Source organism: Glutamicibacter sp. NPDC087344, assembly GCF_044744225.1.
GTDB lineage: Bacteria > Actinomycetota > Actinomycetes > Actinomycetales > Micrococcaceae > Glutamicibacter.
In genome coordinates this window covers 1-15,421 of sequence record NZ_JBIUXY010000009.1, presented here as the reverse complement: position 1 = coordinate 15,421, position 15,421 = coordinate 1, and the positions used below count along the sequence as shown (strand labels likewise).

Sequence of the window (15,421 nt, the reverse complement as noted above, 5' to 3'; positions counted from 1 at the left end):
TTTTTTAGAAAGAAACGGAACGACGTATGTCTACTCTGGAAATCAAGGACCTGCACGTCTCGATCGACACCGAGCAGGGCGAAAAGGAAATCCTCAAGGGTGTCACCCTGAGCATTAACACCAACGAGACCCACGCCATCATGGGCCCTAACGGTTCGGGCAAGTCGACCCTGGCTTCGACCATCGCCGGCCACCCACGCTACAACGTCACCGGTGGCTCGATCACCCTTGACGGCGAAGACGTGCTGGAGATGAGCGTTGACGAGCGTGCCAAGGCTGGCCTGTTCTTGGCCATGCAGTACCCGGTTGAGGTCCCAGGCGTGACCATGACCAACTTCCTGCGTACCGCAAAAACCGCCATTGACGGTGAAGCTCCGAAGCTGCGTACCTGGACCAAGGACGTCAAGGACGCCATGAGCAAGCTGAAGATCGATGCCGACTTCGCGCAGCGTAACGTGAACGAAGGCTTCTCGGGTGGTGAGAAGAAGCGTGTTGAGATCCTTCAGCTGGAACTCTTCAAGCCAAAATTTGCCATTCTGGACGAGACCGATTCCGGTCTGGACGTTGACGCCCTGAAGATCGTTTCCGAAGGCGTCAACCGCGCTCAGGAAGAGAACCAGATGGGTACCTTGCTGATCACCCACTACACCCGAATCCTGCGCTACATCAAGCCAGACTTCGTGCACGTGTTTGTGGATGGCAAGATCGCCGAACAGGGTGGCCCGGAGCTTGCGGACCGCCTGGAAGAAGAAGGCTACGACCGTTACCTGAACGTCAACGCCTAGATAGGGAAGTTCCAATGAGCGAAGCTACGGAACAGAGCCTGGGGTCGGCAACGACTCCCTTGGAAGATGTTGAAGAAGCGCTGAAAGACGTTATCGACCCGGAACTCGGTGTTAATATCGTTGACCTCGGTCTGCTGTATGGGCTGAAGTACGCCGAAGACGGTGTGCTGATTTTGGACCTCACGCTGACCACCGCGGCTTGCCCGCTCACCGATATTATCGAGGAGCAGGTTGCCTCGGCGCTGGAGAATATTGTTGACGAGCACCGGTTGAACTGGGTCTGGATGCCACCTTGGGGTCCAGAACGTATCACCGATGATGGTCGCGACCAGATGCGAGCCCTCGGGTTCAATATCTAAGTTCATACGCACCACGTGCCAAAGGCGTGGCCCGAATCCCTAGCAGGATTCGGGCCACGCCTTTTTGCTGCGCTCGAGAGCCAAGGTTCGAAGCGAGCGTTACGTGATTTGTCGCACAATTGTTAAGAAAGTGGCATTCGAGTAAAAACGTTAGTAGAGTGGCGTTAAATGTTCTTAGGAATACCTTAGTCAACTGAAGGGACTCGCCAGTGTCGGACTCCGCCCGCGTTGTTAACGCACGAATCGCGCGACCAATAGCGGACGTTGAAGAGGCCCTGAAAGACGTTATCGACCCAGAACTCGGGGTTAATATCGTGGATCTCGGCCTTGTGTACGGATTGCGGTTTTCCGAGGGTGCTGTATTGGAAATCGATATGACCCTCACGACCGCGGCCTGCCCGCTCACCGACATCATCGAGGAGCAGGTGCGGATAGCGCTCAAGGACCTTGTCGCGGTGTATCACCTGAACTGGGTCTGGACCCCGCCATGGGGGCCTGAGCGGATCACCGACGATGGTCGAGATCAAATGCGAGCCCTGGGGTTCAACCTCTAGGACCCGATCAAGAACTCGGATGCCCGGTAGTCTTCGGAGAAACCTTACCGACGAAGCGCGGTTTCGAAGGCTACCGCGGTACCCGTACCGCCGGCCGCCGCCATCAGCGCCACCTGTCGCTGACCAGGCAGGGCCGCCGCCCGGGCTTGATGGAAGAGCCTGGTGACCAGCACAGCGCCGCTTGCACCATAGGGGTGTCCCAGTGCCAGCGCGCCACCTTGTTGATTCACTCGTCGTTCATCCAAGCCCAGCTCGTCGAGGCAGGCCAATGCCTGCACCGCGAAAGCTTCATTAAATTCGATGAGCGAATCATCATTGACCGCTGGCTCTCCCAAAACCTGCTGCAGTTTCTGATAGGCAGGGGAGGCAGCCATGCCCAGTACTTCCGGGTCGCAGGCTCCGGTTCCACTGGCCAGATAACGCAAGGCGAACTCCGGTTCCAGCTTCTGAAGGACGGCGTCGCTGACCAGCAGTACCGCTGCCGCGCCATCATTGATGGGGCACGAGTTGCCTGCCGACACCGTACCCCCGGTGACAAATGCCGGTTTCAAGGCGGCCAACTTGCGGGTGGTGAGCCCGGGGCGCGGGCAGGTATCTTGCTGAACAAGCCCAGCGGCGGTCTGCATGGGCACCAGCTCGGCGGCAAAGGCCCCGGATTGCGCCGCGGCTACCGCTCGCTCATGGCTGCGCAAGGCAAAGGCATCCTGTCGTTCCCGGGAAATTCCATAACGGGTGGCGATGTTTTCTGCCGCAACACCCATGTCCGGGTCTTCGTCCGGCGCTGGGGTGAACCGTGCCCGCGAATATACGCGAGGGGTCGTGAGCTGGTCCTGCTGTTTTTCCATCCGCCAGGGTGCGGTGCTCACCGATTCCACACCACCGGCTATCACGACGTTTGCCTCGCCGCAACGGATCATCCGTGCGCCGGCCGCGATAGCTTCCAAGCTGCTGGCACACTGGGCGTCCAGGCTGGTCGCGCCGGTGCTCTGCGGCAGTGCGGAGGCCAGGGCCGCGACTCGGGCGATATTTCCCCCGGGCCCCGCGGCATTGCCGGCGAATACGTGGTCGACCTGTTCCGGCTGGATTCCGGTCCGCTCAAGCAGGGCGTTAATCACCTGACCGAGCAGCTGCTCGGCTCCCAGCCGCGCGTAGTGTTTTCCAGCACGGACGATGGGGGTTCGCAGTGCGCCGACGACATACGCGGAATTCAACGTGGTCCTACCTTCATTTGAGGCTGATCTTCAACACAGACGGGTCTTGCGGGTCCGGTAGCTGGTTCGAAGCAATTTTCCCGCTCGACGTCACCGGCCATCGTTCAAGAACAACCAGCTCATGCGGGATTTTGTAGCCGGCTAATACTTCGCGTAGCTGCTGGCGCAGCGCCGCGGGCTCTTGAGGCGCTCGGTCCGTATATGCGATAAGTTTAGTTCCTGCCGGTCCAAGGTGTGCCAGAACCTGCACTCCGGGTAGTCCCAGCGTGTCGAATGCGTCGGCGATTTCTCCAGGGTGAACGTTGTTGCCGTGCACGTTGAGCATGCCGCCGGATCTTCCCAGGATCTTCAGTCGGCCATCGGGCATGATCTGCGCGGTGTCCCCAACACTGGTTGCCGCGCCGCACCGTGAGATGAGCGCCGCACCGGAGGGGTCGTATCCCTCGGCGTTGAATGGGCTGTCCACAAACAACGCTCCGGCTTCACCGGGCTCGGCTGCGTGCACATGCAGCTTGACCCCGGGAAATGGGGTACCGACAAATGTGTGTCCCGGGGTGTTTTCGGGTGGGTGCTGGCGGTAAGCGATGAGGCTGTGTTCGCTGCTTCCGTAGTATTCGACGCAGCTCAACTGCTCAGTGGTGGTGTGCAGCCGGTTTACCAGGGCGGAAGGCAGCGCTTCGCCCCCGCTGATCACACAATTTACGGCGCTCAGCGCGCTGGGATCGGCGTCAGTGATCCGTTGGATGATGGTCGGAACGCTGACAAGCCGGGTGCACCGCCAGCGTGCGAGCAGATCCAGCGTCGTTGGCAGATCCCAACGCCCGGGTGCGACGAAGGTTCCGCCGCTGTGGATGGATTCGACCATGGCATAGAGGCCCAAACCGTGGGAAATCGGCCCGGGGCATAGGGTGACGGCCTCGGATGTGGCTCCCAGAATCTGCGACCCTGCCATCAGGGAAGCTTCCCAGGAAGCACGTGTGCGAACTACCGCCTTGGGTTCGCCGGTCGAGCCGGAGGTGCAGATGGCCAGCAGCTCCTGGTTGGAATCTACCGTGGCTCCAGAAATGTGTTCAGGTGCATCGGGGTTGGCAGTAAATACATCGACGGCCTTGCTGGGCAAGGGGATGAGTCCCTCAGGCAACTGATCATCGGCGGGGGAGCATATGACGGTGGCCGCTTCAAGGCGTGTGGCCGTGGTGCGCAGCAACTTTTGCGGCCAGGCGGGGTCCAGCACGGCAAGGGGTTTGCCTGCCAGCACCGCGGCGTAGAAACCGACGGCGAACGTCACCGGGTCGGTGGTGCGAATTCCCACACGCCGCCCGGGTAACGTTGCCAGCTCTCGGGCCAGGTCTTTGGCGCTGGCAAACAACTGGGCATAGGTTAAATGGCCATGGGCCGAGACCACCGCGGTTTTATGCGCGGTTCTCTCGGCCCAATGGCGCGGCGCGGAGGGCAGATCCATCCGGCTACTTCAGCAATCCGCGGTAACTGCGGTGTACGGTCAGTGCGACCAGCGTGGCCACGACCGCCTTGATTGCATCGCCGGGCAGGAAAGCCAACGAACCAATCGCCGAGGTGCCCAGATCCAGACCGGTGGTTACCGAGGTCCATGGAACGCCGAAGGCGTAAATCACCACCACGCCGCCAAGCAGGCAGGAAGCCAACCCGGCGATGAGCTGCGTGGTCCGATTCTCAATACGAGTGACCCAATACTTGTAGAGTGCGCCAATGACCAGGGAACCGGCGACCCAGCCAATCAGGTAGCCGCCGCTAGGGCCGAAGAGTACCGCCAAACCTCCGCGCCCGCCGGAGAGCAACGGAAGGCCGGCCAGGGCGAGCACCACTACAACCAGTGAAGCCAGCGCCCCGCGCCACGGCCCCAAGAGTGCTCCGGCCAACATGACACCGAGCGTCTGCAGGGTAATGGGCACGGGAATGAAACCCAGGGTGATGGGTGGAACCAGACCCATTGCGGCGATCAGGGCGGCGAATACGGCGACGTAGACCGTGTTGCGGGTCTGCGAGCTGGTCGCGGTAGCGGTGGTCGTCATGATGACTCCTCGGAAGTTGTGATTAGTCGAGTGTGAAGGGTGCTAGGGCTGTAGGTTAGCGGGCCTGCGAGTCGTAACCGCGGGCATCAAGTGCTTCGGCGGTTTCATCTGCCATTCGCAGCGAACGAATCACCAGCGGAACGCTGACCGCTAGGGGATTGTTCGCCAGGCCCCGGGCATGCTGGGCCTCGCGGACTTCTAGGTACACACGTTTGAGCTCGGGGATGAAGCGAATGGCCATGGACAGGCCCAGGGCGATCTGCTGCGGATTTGCCCCGAGATATCGCAGTGGGAATGCCACCCTTTGGAAAAGGTCAAGCATCGCACTGAAAGAGGTGGTCAGGCTTACGCAGTAGGCCAACAAGCACATGGTGAGCAGCCGCAGCACATACACGGTGGCGCTCGGCCAACCTGTCTGGAATCCCAGCAGGACAAACACCACGCTCAGCATGATCAACAAGGTCATAAGTGGCAGCCGCAGGCGGCGCAGCTCCACTTTGGCGCTGAGCAGCAACACAAGACTTAGTCCCAACAGGACCGTCAGCACTTGCCACGAGGTGATCAGGTACAGGCCAAGACTGAGCAACAGCAAACTTGCGAACTTCCAGCCTGCGGGGATTCGCGCCAGGTAGGAATTGTTCGCCGTGCTCATCATGCGTGGCTCCACTGCCGGTAGTGCGCCACTGCCGCATCCGGAGTGCCGTCGTAGGCGATACGGCCATCGGTAACCACCAGCACCCGATCAAAATCTTCGAGGATTTCAAGGTCGTGGGTGACAACGATCGCCCGTTGGCCCAGTTTGGCGACTTCGCGCTGAAACGCAAGTCGGTTGCGCAGGTCCAACATGGTGGTCGGTTCATCGAACACGATGGTGCGTGGCTGCATGGCGATCACCGCCGCAAGGGCGACCATCTGTTGTTCGCCGCCGGAGAGGGTGTGGCTCTCACGCTCGGCCAGATGGGAAATGTTGAGCTCGGCCAGGGTCGAGAGGACCCGCAATTCGCGTTCGTCGCGCCCGAGGCCCAGGTTTTTCAGGCCAAAGGCCACGTCGTCGGCCACGATGGGCATAATGATTTGGTTGGCCGGGTTTTGGAACACAAACCCTACGTCGCGGCGGATCTGTTTGGCATGTTTACCGGTGCTCAGCCCGCCGATATTCACCTCGCCGTAGGTTGGCAGGACCAGCCCATTAAGCAGTCGGGAGAGTGTGCTTTTTCCTGCACCGTTGGCTCCGATGATGCCAATACGTCGTTCGTTGAGGTTGAGGGTGACCTCGGAGAGTACATCTCGGTGTTCGTAGCGGACCGTGACATGCTCCAGTCGAATCTCGGGTAGTTCCACGTATGCTCCAGCGCAGGGTCTTGGTTTGCGAGCGGTCAGGGACAACTCGCAGGTGTTGCGGCGCGGACGGCGGGAATGCCGTCGATAATGAGCATACTTGATCACTGTTCAATTGTCTTGATCAGTGTTCAATAAAGTTGTTATGCGACGAAAAATTGCTCGAGAATCAACATCACGGCCAAGGCGATCATGATCAGGCCGGAGCACAGTGTCACCACCCGTGCGGCCGCCGGACGTGAGCGCAGCGAGAGCCGGGCGGCCAGCGCAACACTGAAGTAAACAGCAACTGACACGAGGAAATGGGTCAGTCCCAAGATTCCCGTCTGCAAGGTGAGCGACAGGTCGCTCGACTTGTCGAGGAACTGCGGGATGAGCGCGACATAAAGCAGCAGGGCCTTGGGATTGATGCCGCTGGTGAACAATCCCTTGAAATACGGTGCGCGCCAGCCAGTGGGCTGGCGTGGTGGGGTGCGGGTTGCCAGCAGGGTGCGTGAGGTTTCGTTTTCAGGGGCGGTATCTTGTGCGGCCTCGGTCGCGGCATCAAGCTGCGGGGAAGGGGTGGGCTCCGAATCATAAAACGCTGCCGACTTCCAACTGCGCAGCGTCGCAAAACCAAGCCATAGAAGGTAGACGGAGCCCGCGGTGGTTAGCCACGTGAGGATCGCGGGTGAGCCTGCGACCACTGCGGCAATGCCGCAGACCACCAAGGCCGTGTGAAACAGGTAGCCCGAGAGCAGGCCCCACACGGCCGGTCGGTAGCTGGACTTCCCGAGCGCCGAGGAAATGATGTACGCCCAATCGGCCCCAGGCGTGCAGGCTAGCGTGACCGACACCAACAGGAAGCCGAAAAGTTGTCCAAGGTCCACAGCATCCTCCAGCGATCGACGGGATCTTCGAAACTAAGCCTAGGAAAAATCTTGAGAAATGTGCTTGCCGATATATGCCGAAAAACGGCCAAGTGAACAAAATTTTCATCAATATTGCGATATTTCAGCAATTATTTTGTGCCCTACCATGGAGCTATGGATAAATTGGATCGCGCAATCGTCGCGCAGCTTCAGCTTGATGGGCGCATGAGCGCAACTGCCTTGGCCGCGAAGATCGGTTTGTCGGTGGCTCCATGCCACCGACGTATCCGCGAATTGGAGCGTGCCGGGGTCATTGCCGGATACCAGGCTGTGGTTGATCCGGAAAAAGTAGGTTTGGGATTTGAGGCGCTAGTGTTTGCGACGTTGAAAGACCGCGCCCATCTCAAAGAGTTCGAATCGGCCGTCGAGCGCGAGGAGCTGATCGTTGATGCGCAGCGCCTTTTTGGAGAACCTGATTTTTTACTCCGTGTGTACGCTCGCGACCTCACGCACTATCAGCATGTTTACGACGAGGTGCTGGTGGAGCTACCGGGGGTCGAAAAGCTCACCAGCACCATTGTGATGCGCAATATCAAGGAGCGTGCGGTCCTGCCGGTCTAACTGACCCGCTGCGCACTGAGGCGAGTTCGGCTGATCAATGGCGTGAGTAGAAGGGAGAGGGCCATCACGGCGGCCGCAATCCAAAGTGCCTGGGGTAGGCCCAGCTGATCAACGGCGAATCCGATCAGCGGTGGGCCGGTCAGCATGGAGCCATAACCGAAGGCGCTGAGGATACTCACCGCCCGAGGACCAAGTTCAACACTTCCCGAGGCAGCCAAACTCATGCCAATGGGGAATCCGAGGGAGCTTCCCAACCCCCACATGCTCGCACCTAGGGCCAAGACCACTGGGGCTTGGCCGAGGATGAACAGGCAAATGCCAGCGAGCCCAATCGTTCCCATGAGCATAAGGGTGCGAAGTGGCCCTAAGCGGTCAACGACCTTACCCCCGGCGAAGCGTCCAAGCGTCATGGCTGCGACGAAGCAGGTGAACATCAAGGCGCCCATGCGGTGCAACAAACCATGGCCATCGACCGTGGCTACCGCAATCCAGTCGTTGGCCGCCCCCTCGGCGAAACTCAGGCCCCCAACCATGACTCCCAAGAGGAGGAGTAGGCCGAGTTTGTTTCGATGCAACGAGTGGGTGGTCTCCGATTTTTGTTGTGTCGCAGCTTGTTGAATCCAGCTGCTCATGCCCCGCTGGGCGATGATTGCAAGGCCGATGATCAGACCGGCCACCAACATGAAGTGCCAGAATGTCGAGACCTTAAGGGTCAGTGTCACCGTCGCAATGCCTGCGCCCAGCAGGGAGCCTAAGCTGAAGAAACCGTGGAATATCGGCATAATGCTGTGTTTTAAACGTTGCTCAACCTGCGCGCCGCTGACATTCATCATGACATCCATCGACCCGAAAAAGATCCCGTTGACGAACAGGATGGCGAAGGCGAGCCATGGATTATTGGTCAGCGACACTGCAATGCCCAAGCCGACTAGGCACGCGGCCAGCGCCAGCGGGAAAATTAGCAACAACAAACGGGTGCTGATGCGGCTGCTGACAAAAGGAATCAGGCTAATTCCTAGCAAGGTGCCCAGGGTCATGCATAGCAAAAAGTACCCTAGTTCCTGGCCGGAGAAAGCGAAAACGGTGTTGATGACGGAGAGTCTGCCGGCCCAAGAGGCGAATGAGATTCCGGCGATTAGGAAAATTAAGTTGATCGCATTGCGCTCCGTCACAAAGCTTTTCGTCACCCCTGTGACCGTTTGACCCATCCAGTCCTTCATCCGTCGAATAGTCGATTCGCTTGATATTATGTCAGATTGCAAGCATGGAATCGACCGCGAATCACACCTAGAAACCTCAGTGTTTCCTCAAGTTTTCAGGTGAACTACCCGCTCAAGACGATCGAGGGCACGTGAGTACTACTCGAAAGTAGCCATATGTTGATTAGGTGTTACTTGTCTTGTGTGGCGAAGCTCACGTAGGCTCGGCGGGACATGGTGTCTGGGATGGAATGAGGTATTCGTATGGGCGGGGGACAGGAGGCAGGTGTCATCGTGGTCGGTGCCGGATTGTCGGGACTCGTTGCCGCGCTGGAGCTCGTCGATGCTGGGGTGAAGGTGACGCTGCTTGACCAAGAAAACAGAAAAAACCTAGGCGGTCAGGCTCACTGGTCCTTCGGCGGTTTGTTTCTTGTTGATTCACCCGAACAGCGTCGACTGCGGGTCAAAGACTCTCTGGAGCTGGCGTGGTCGGACTGGCAGCATAGCGCGCAGTTTGATAGGCAGGAGGATCAAGACAGTTGGGCGGTGAAATGGGCCAAGGCTTATGTTGAGTTTGCTGCCGGCGAGAAACGTACGTGGCTAAGTGACCAGGGAATCCAGTTGACACCCGTAGTGGGCTGGGCCGAACGCGGTGACGGAAGGGCTGATGGTCACGGGAATTCAGTTCCTCGGTTTCATATTGCATGGGGTACCGGTAGCGGCGTCTCCGGCCCGTTTGTCGCAAGAGCTTTGGACGCCTGTGCTTCCGGCCAACTCAGAATCCTGCATCGGCACCGGGTGACAGATCTGGTAGTTCACGGTGGCACGGTCGTAGGAGTCCATGCAAATGTCTTGGTCGATGACGACAGCGAGCGTGGTGTGCGATCCTCGCGTGAGGCCACCGGAGAATTTGATCTAGCGGCCGAGGCGGTGGTGCTGACCACCGGGGGAATTGGCGGAAACCATGATCTGGTTCGACGGTTCTGGCCGTCGCGGCTAGGCACTGCGCCACGCCAACTCATCACCGGGGTGCCTGAGTATGTCGACGGTAGTGGTCTGGTCCTTGCGGAGAAGTCCGGTGCGAGATTGGTCAATCAAGACCGCATGTGGCACTACACGGAAGGCATTCGGAACTGGAATCCCGTCTGGCCAGGGCACGGTATCCGAATTCTTCCTGGTCCCTCGCCGATGTGGTTTGATGCGGAGGGCAACCGGCTGCCCAGTCCGTACCTTCCCGGGCATGACACACTCGGTACCTTGAAATTTCTTCGCACCGATCCGGTGGCCAGCCGCTACGACTATTCGTGGTTTGTCCTCAACCAGCGAATCGTAGAAAAAGAATTTGCACTTTCCGGTTCAGAGCAAAACCCCGATCTCACCGACGCCGATCGTCTTGCCGTGGTGAGAAGCCGGGTCTTGGGCAAGGGCGCACCGGGGCCGGTGGCCGCATTCATTGATCGCGGAGCGGACTTTGTGACGGCGTCGACGCTGGAAGGGCTGGCCGAGGCAATGAACCAGATCGCCACGGAAACCATCATTGACCCCCGGCGCATGCGCCAACAGATCGAAGCCAGGGATTTGCAAACAGGGAACAAATTTTCAAAAGACCAGCAGATTCAGTCGATTCACAATGCGCGCCGCTACCTGGGCGACCGCGCCATGCGCGCGGTAGCGCCCCACCGGATCTTGGACCCAACCGCTGGCCCCCTCATCGCGGTCAAGTTGCATGTATTAACCCGCAAATCTTTGGGTGGACTTCAAACGGACCTTGCCGGCCGGGTGTTTCGACACGATGGCTCGGTCTTTGAAGGGCTGTATGCGGCCGGCGAAGCTGCGGGTTTCGGAGGTGGCGGGATGCACGGGTATAACGCCCTGGAAGGAACTTTCCTTGGCGGCTGCCTTTTCAGCGGTCGTCAGGCCGGCCGAGGGGCCGCTGCCGAGCTCTAGGATGATCCGACCGCGGTAATGCGCGTTCTCTGCGTCATCGAATTTATGCGCCGCGGCGGCCACCGGGTGTGGGTCTTCAACGACCTGCCTGTTGTGCAGGACCTTAAGAGCCTGCCTTCCAGCCTTTGGGTGTCGTGATGAGAAGTCGTTGACCAACAGTTTCAGGGTCGGCCACGATTTTCAGCAGCGCGCTGGCAGGCCCGGGATGGACTTGACGTGGGACAACTCTTTGACCGTGGCTCGTTCGGGCATTGCCGGCGCGTCGTTGAGGTTCACCGGGTACACGATGGTCCATTCCAAGTCGGATGCCGGAAGTTTTTGGTCAGCCACCGCCTTGTCATCAAAGAATTTGCACAGCACGCTGCGATAGACCATACGGGCGAAACCCGATGCTTGCCGTGCGGTGTCACCGGCGCCGAGCACGTGGACCAGGATTTTGCGCGAGACACCAGTGTGGCTTGCGGCAGCGGTGATGTGAGGCAGGGTGCGCTGCATGAAGGTGGTGTCTTTCATGGATCCGGTGATTGAAACCAACAGTGCATCGGCCCCGTGAGCTGCGGTAGCCAATGTGTCAAGAACCTCCGCCGAGCCCTTGGCGGTAGTAATTCCGGATTGCACGGTGACGGCTTTGCGGCGTCGGGCAAAAGCTACCACTTCATGTCCAGCAGTGGCCGCCTGGGCGGCGAAGCGAGACCCAAGATTTCCGATAGCTCCAAGTACGATGATTTTCACAAGAATGTCGTTTTAATAGGTGAGGTGCACCCGCAGGGGACCGTTCGAGCTAACTGCTGGGTAGGTTGTGGCCTAGCAGGCCCTCTAATGCAACGACGCACATGGTTCGCAGTTCATCGCGGGAGACTCCGGGCTGATCAATGGCGTGACGGGCGGTATATTCCACCATGGCCAGCCAGGCGCCCATCAGGAGGCGAGTCTGCGCGGAATTTTCCGTGCCGGTTGCGCTCAGCAACCGTTCGACCTGAATCGTGTGATTGGCTGCGGCTAGTGCCGCGGCAGTTGAGGCGGTGGAAGAGGTGGGTGAATACAGTTCACGTATCCCGCCACTGCTCGCTTCAAAATGATCAAAAAATGCGGTCAGTGCACGGTCCAGATTTTCTCGTTGGCTCAGACTCGTATCGGGCTGGGTTGCTATCAATACACGGTTGGCCTCGCGTTGCAGGACTGCCTCTAGGAGGCGTTCCTTGCCGGGGAAGTAGTGGTACACCAAAGCACGCGTTACCCCTGCATCTGTGGCGATGGCACTCATCGATGCGCCGGCAATTCCATCGCGAGAAAAATGTGCGGCCGCGATGTCTATGATTTGCGCCCGGCGTTCCTCGGGGGACTGGCGTGAACTTTCATCACTATTTGACACATGTCAAATATAGCTCGCCTGAAAGGTCGAGGCGAACTCTCGGCTGCGGGCGGGTGGCGCTCCAGCAAGATTTGTGCCAAAAATACCGGGAATTCCGGCCGTTGCCATCAGTGTGGTAGGAATCGGATTTGGGTTCAAGTGATATCCGGCGAGGCTACTGGAGTGCGCCCTTGAGTGCAGTGAGGTGCGTCCGACTCAGTTCATACGCAGACCGCCCATCACGGTTTGCGATAGCCTCGGCGAGGTCTGCGTGAGCGTTATGATCCTGGTTTTCCGCAAGGCTTCGACCTAGTCTGAGCATTTCGATCATGGCTTGGCGCAGTCGCGGTACGAAGCTGTCAAAAAGCTCGAGCAAGACCGGATTGTCGGCCGCTTCGACTATCGCGCGATGAAATCTCATATCGGCATCCACGTAGGATTCGGTATTCTCATGGTCTTTCTGACGGTCCTTCAGCGCCTTGCGGATCGCGCGGAGCGCTTGAGGTGTTCGACGTTCGGCGGCATACGTTGCGGCTTCGGCTTCGATTGCAATGCGTGCTTCGATCACCGCGACAATTCCGGCCCGTTGCAAAACCGTGTCCCACTCCTCGGTGATATCCAGGGCGGTGACAAACACCCCGGCCCCTTGTCGGGTTTCTAGCACACCTTTGCCGGCGAGTTGGCGGATCGCTTCACGTATGGTCGAGCGCCCCACGCCTAGCTGTGTTGCAAGTGTGGTCTCACCTGGCAGTTTCGCGCCAAGCGACCATTGTTTTGACCGAATTTTTGCAAGCAGAAGATCTGCGGCTTGGTCCGCAAGCGGTGTTCGTTTGATCTGAGCCATTCTAATCTCACTTATCAACTTGTCTGAGGAGTTGTGTATAGTCTAGTCCATGATTCTAAGGATTCTAGGAAGCCACAGCAGGGGTTAGATCGATCGACGCCCCGCTGTGGGGTGCCCTTTGATGTCGATCGATCGATCGTGTGTGGTGCGGTTACCGACGCACTACTCATCTGCTGGCGCATTGACTGAGCTCGGTGCACGGCGCATTGTGAAAGGAACCCCGTGAATCAAAACAATCCTGCCGGCCGAAACCGAATAGGGCTTTGGGTGCTCACTGCCACCCATGCCGGCAATGACTTCTATACCGGCGCCGTGGTGGCCCTGCTGCCGTTTTTTGTACTTCAGGCAAACTATAGCTACTCGGCGATCGCCGGAATTACGCTTGCGGCGACCGCATTTTCGAGTGTTGCTCAACCAATATTTGGTTATCTCAGCGATAAATATGGGATGCGTTGGATGAGTTTGGCCGGGTTGGCGACCGCAGGATTAGGTGTTGCACTCAGCGGCCTCGTCTCTCATTCCTATCTGGCCGTGTGGGTCGTGATTGCGATCTCAGGTATCGGAATCGCCGCGTATCATCCCGCGGCAACCATGGAGGCCCGACAGGTCGGCGGCGGTACCAGTGGTGCGATGAGCCTGTTTTCTGTTGGCGGGAACATCGGCGTAGCTTTGGCTCCTTCAGCGGTGATCCTGGTGGTCGGCTGGTATGGCTTGAAAGGGACGTGGCTTTTGGCCATCCCGGCCGTGGTGTTGGGCCTCGTTTATATCGCGGTATCTCGCAGTCAGCTGCTGCGACGCCCTACACTTGTGGCAAGCGACACGGTCAAAGTTTCCGCGAAACAAGCCGAAGTGGTCGATGATTGGCGTGCGTTCGGATGGTTGAGCCTGGTCCTTGCGCTGTGGTCGATTGCCTATGTCGGCACCTCAACCTTTGTGTCGCTGTATGCAATTGAGAGATTCCAGACGAGCACGCAGTTTGCGGCGATTGCGTTGTCTTTGTTCCCGGCCGCCGGTGCGTTGGGAACCCTGGTCGGAGGATGGTTGGCGGACCGTTTTGGGCGCCTTCGCATGGTGCGTATGGGCTACCTGTTGGCTGCACTGTCAATTGCGGCGATCGCTTTTGCGCCGAGCCCGGTTGTTGTAATTGTGGCAACTGCGGCGCTGGGTGTAAGTCTCTTTATCCCATTCGCCGCGCAAATCACCTTGTCGCATTCCTACTTGCCAAACCGCATCGGGCTGGCTTCGGGCGTTACGCTGGGTCTGACACTGTCTTTGGGAGGAGTCTTCAGCCCACTGCTGGGGCGGATTGCCGACCAGTACAGTGTTCAGCTTGTGTTTATCATCATGGCGGCGTTGACTGCCGTTGGGTTCGTGCTCTCATTTGTTCTGAAAGAACGCACGAGTGAACCGAAGCGTGTGATCGCTATTGAAACTACCGCCGTCGAAAATGAGGAGTCACATTCATGAGTGAAGTCCTGCGTTTGCAGAACGTCGATTTTATTCGCGAGTCCAAGTTAATCCTTGCTGATATCAATCTTGTGGTGAATGCCGGCGAGCATTGGGCGTTGATTGGCCCGAATGGGGCGGGCAAAAGCACGGTTCTAAGCATGTGCGGTGCGCAGAAGCACCCGACCCGCGGCACCGTCAAGGTTCTCGGTCAGCAACTGGGTCATGTGGAAATCAGAAAACTGCGTGAGTCGATTGGGCATGTCAACCCGCGTCACCCGTTAGGTTCCAGACTCACGGCACGCCAAGTGGTGCTTACCGGAGCAACCGGCACCGTCGAACTGATGCCACGGTGGAAACCTGACCGGGAGGTGCTTGAGCGCACCAACTATCTGATGGATCTGCTCGGCCTGCACTCCTTGGAGCACGCAACGTGGCCGACCATGTCCCAGGGGGAGCGAGGGAGAACGCTGATTGCCCGCGCTCTGGTTAACGATCCGCAGCTTCTTCTGCTCGACGAGCCCGCTACCGGATTGGATGTCGCCGCGCGAGAGCAGTTTCTTGAAACAATTGACCACCTGCACCGTTCTCAACCCCAGCTTGCGACGGTACTGGTCACGCACCACTTCGAGGAGCTGCCGGAGACAACGTCACATGCGGCTCTCCTGAAGAAGGGAGCTGTGCTCGCGGCCGGTGCCGCACAAGAAGTCCTGACCACCCCGCTGGTGTCCGAGAGCTTTGAGCACCCGATTCAGATTGAGTATCGGGATCAGCGTTGGCAGGCCCGAGCGATCCGAGCGATGATCTCATGATGAATCGGCGATGATAGGTGTGGATGGATCAAGACTTCTGGCTCTTTTGGCT

17 protein-coding genes are annotated in these 15,421 nt (G+C 58.7%); 7 read left to right on the top strand and 10 right to left on the bottom strand.

Annotation, left to right across the window (positions count from 1 at the left end; all coding sequences use genetic code 11):
- Positions 1 to 26 precede the first annotated feature (26 nt).
- The 3 genes from sufC to ACIOWL_RS15720 all read left to right on the top strand — a co-directional run bounded on the left by sufC (position 27) and on the right by ACIOWL_RS15720 (position 1,698).
- Positions 27 to 785, top strand: a complete 759-nt coding sequence (sufC, locus tag ACIOWL_RS15730) for a Fe-S cluster assembly ATPase SufC (RefSeq protein WP_400387111.1) — start codon at positions 27 to 29, stop codon at positions 783 to 785.
- Between the two features lie 14 nt (positions 786 to 799).
- A complete protein-coding gene (locus ACIOWL_RS15725) occupies positions 800 to 1,144 on the top strand; it encodes a metal-sulfur cluster assembly factor (protein WP_400387109.1) in 345 nt (114 codons plus the stop codon).
- Positions 1,145 to 1,353: 209 nt separating this feature from the next.
- The gene (locus ACIOWL_RS15720; protein ID WP_400387106.1) at positions 1,354 to 1,698 is read left to right on the top strand and encodes a metal-sulfur cluster assembly factor; all 345 of its coding nucleotides are present in this window, start codon (positions 1,354 to 1,356) and stop codon (positions 1,696 to 1,698) included.
- A gap of 44 nt (positions 1,699 to 1,742) precedes the next feature.
- Here the strand turns inward: ACIOWL_RS15720 and ACIOWL_RS15715 are convergent, their stop codons facing one another.
- The 6 genes from ACIOWL_RS15715 to ACIOWL_RS15690 form a co-directional block, all read right to left on the bottom strand.
- The gene (locus tag ACIOWL_RS15715; RefSeq protein WP_400387104.1) at positions 1,743 to 2,909 is read right to left on the bottom strand and encodes a thiolase family protein; all 1,167 of its coding nucleotides are present in this window, start codon (positions 2,907 to 2,909) and stop codon (positions 1,743 to 1,745) included.
- Positions 2,910 to 2,922: 13 nt separating this feature from the next.
- Positions 2,923 to 4,371, bottom strand: a complete 1,449-nt coding sequence (locus ACIOWL_RS15710; RefSeq protein ID WP_400387102.1) for a class I adenylate-forming enzyme family protein — start codon at positions 4,369 to 4,371, stop codon at positions 2,923 to 2,925.
- Between the two features lie 4 nt (positions 4,372 to 4,375).
- Complete coding sequence (locus ACIOWL_RS15705) at positions 4,376 to 4,960, bottom strand: biotin transporter BioY (protein WP_400387099.1); 585 nt, start codon at positions 4,958 to 4,960, stop codon at positions 4,376 to 4,378.
- 55 nt (positions 4,961 to 5,015) lie between these two features.
- Positions 5,016 to 5,615, bottom strand: coding sequence for an energy-coupling factor transporter transmembrane component T family protein (locus ACIOWL_RS15700; protein WP_400387097.1), 600 nt, complete (start codon positions 5,613 to 5,615; stop codon positions 5,016 to 5,018).
- Positions 5,612 to 6,301, bottom strand: coding sequence for an energy-coupling factor ABC transporter ATP-binding protein (locus ACIOWL_RS15695; protein WP_400387095.1), 690 nt, complete (start codon positions 6,299 to 6,301; stop codon positions 5,612 to 5,614). Before ACIOWL_RS15695 ends, ACIOWL_RS15700 begins: the two co-directional genes overlap by 4 nt.
- A gap of 140 nt (positions 6,302 to 6,441) precedes the next feature.
- Complete coding sequence (locus tag ACIOWL_RS15690) at positions 6,442 to 7,167, bottom strand: LysE family translocator (RefSeq protein ID WP_400387092.1); 726 nt, start codon at positions 7,165 to 7,167, stop codon at positions 6,442 to 6,444.
- Positions 7,168 to 7,323: 156 nt separating this feature from the next.
- Between ACIOWL_RS15690 and ACIOWL_RS15685 the strand changes: the two genes are divergently transcribed.
- Positions 7,324 to 7,770, top strand: coding sequence for an Lrp/AsnC family transcriptional regulator (locus tag ACIOWL_RS15685; RefSeq protein ID WP_400387089.1), 447 nt, complete (start codon positions 7,324 to 7,326; stop codon positions 7,768 to 7,770).
- Here the strand turns inward: ACIOWL_RS15685 and ACIOWL_RS15680 are convergent.
- Positions 7,767 to 8,942 carry an MFS transporter gene (locus tag ACIOWL_RS15680; protein ID WP_400387087.1) on the bottom strand — a complete coding sequence of 392 codons (1,176 nt, stop codon included), beginning with the start codon at positions 8,940 to 8,942 and terminating at the stop codon, positions 7,767 to 7,769. The two genes, ACIOWL_RS15685 and ACIOWL_RS15680, sit on opposite strands and share 4 nt — an antisense overlap.
- 291 nt (positions 8,943 to 9,233) lie before the next feature.
- On the opposite strand from ACIOWL_RS15680, the gene ACIOWL_RS15675 reads away from it, so the two are divergent.
- Positions 9,234 to 10,916, top strand: coding sequence for an FAD-binding dehydrogenase (locus ACIOWL_RS15675; protein ID WP_400387084.1), 1,683 nt, complete (start codon positions 9,234 to 9,236; stop codon positions 10,914 to 10,916).
- A 180-nt stretch (positions 10,917 to 11,096) separates the two neighbouring features.
- On the opposite strand, the gene ACIOWL_RS15670 is transcribed toward ACIOWL_RS15675, so the two are convergent.
- From ACIOWL_RS15670 to ACIOWL_RS15660, 3 genes are all read right to left on the bottom strand, one after another.
- Entirely contained in the window at positions 11,097 to 11,648 is a 552-nt protein-coding gene (locus ACIOWL_RS15670; RefSeq protein WP_400387082.1) for an NAD(P)-dependent oxidoreductase, read from the bottom strand.
- A gap of 49 nt (positions 11,649 to 11,697) precedes the next feature.
- Positions 11,698 to 12,288 carry a TetR/AcrR family transcriptional regulator gene (locus ACIOWL_RS15665; protein WP_400387079.1) on the bottom strand — a complete coding sequence of 197 codons (591 nt, stop codon included), beginning with the start codon at positions 12,286 to 12,288 and terminating at the stop codon, positions 11,698 to 11,700.
- Between the two features lie 154 nt (positions 12,289 to 12,442).
- The gene (locus tag ACIOWL_RS15660) at positions 12,443 to 13,111 is read right to left on the bottom strand and encodes a FadR/GntR family transcriptional regulator (RefSeq protein WP_400387076.1); all 669 of its coding nucleotides are present in this window, start codon (positions 13,109 to 13,111) and stop codon (positions 12,443 to 12,445) included.
- A gap of 222 nt (positions 13,112 to 13,333) precedes the next feature.
- Here ACIOWL_RS15660 and ACIOWL_RS15655 point away from each other — a divergent pair, with 222 nt between their 5' ends.
- Together ACIOWL_RS15655 and ACIOWL_RS15650 are read left to right on the top strand one after the other, a co-directional pair.
- Positions 13,334 to 14,578, top strand: a complete 1,245-nt coding sequence (locus ACIOWL_RS15655; RefSeq protein ID WP_400387073.1) for an MFS transporter — start codon at positions 13,334 to 13,336, stop codon at positions 14,576 to 14,578.
- Positions 14,575 to 15,369: an ABC transporter ATP-binding protein gene (locus tag ACIOWL_RS15650; RefSeq protein WP_400387070.1), complete on the top strand. Its 795-nt coding sequence runs from the start codon at positions 14,575 to 14,577 to the stop codon at positions 15,367 to 15,369. Before ACIOWL_RS15655 ends, ACIOWL_RS15650 begins: the two co-directional genes overlap by 4 nt.
- Positions 15,370 to 15,421: the final 52 nt, after the last annotated feature.

Excerpts from the sequence above, each read along its gene's own strand:
- ACIOWL_RS15685 (WP_400387089.1), top strand. The coding sequence starts at position 7,324 with ATGGATAAATTGGATCGCGCAATCGTCGCGCAGCTTCAGCTTGATGGG.
- ACIOWL_RS15725 (WP_400387109.1), top strand. The coding sequence starts at position 800 with ATGAGCGAAGCTACGGAACAGAGCCTGGGGTCGGCAACGACTCCCTTG.
- ACIOWL_RS15710 (WP_400387102.1), bottom strand. The coding sequence starts at position 4,371 with ATGGATCTGCCCTCCGCGCCGCGCCATTGGGCCGAGAGAACCGCGCAT.
- ACIOWL_RS15675 (WP_400387084.1), top strand. The coding sequence starts at position 9,234 with ATGGGCGGGGGACAGGAGGCAGGTGTCATCGTGGTCGGTGCCGGATTG.
- ACIOWL_RS15700 (WP_400387097.1), bottom strand. The coding sequence starts at position 5,615 with ATGATGAGCACGGCGAACAATTCCTACCTGGCGCGAATCCCCGCAGGC.
- ACIOWL_RS15650 (WP_400387070.1), top strand. The coding sequence starts at position 14,575 with ATGAGTGAAGTCCTGCGTTTGCAGAACGTCGATTTTATTCGCGAGTCC.
- sufC (WP_400387111.1), top strand. The coding sequence starts at position 27 with ATGTCTACTCTGGAAATCAAGGACCTGCACGTCTCGATCGACACCGAG.
- ACIOWL_RS15705 (WP_400387099.1), bottom strand. The coding sequence starts at position 4,960 with ATGACGACCACCGCTACCGCGACCAGCTCGCAGACCCGCAACACGGTC.
- ACIOWL_RS15660 (WP_400387076.1), bottom strand. The coding sequence starts at position 13,111 with ATGGCTCAGATCAAACGAACACCGCTTGCGGACCAAGCCGCAGATCTT.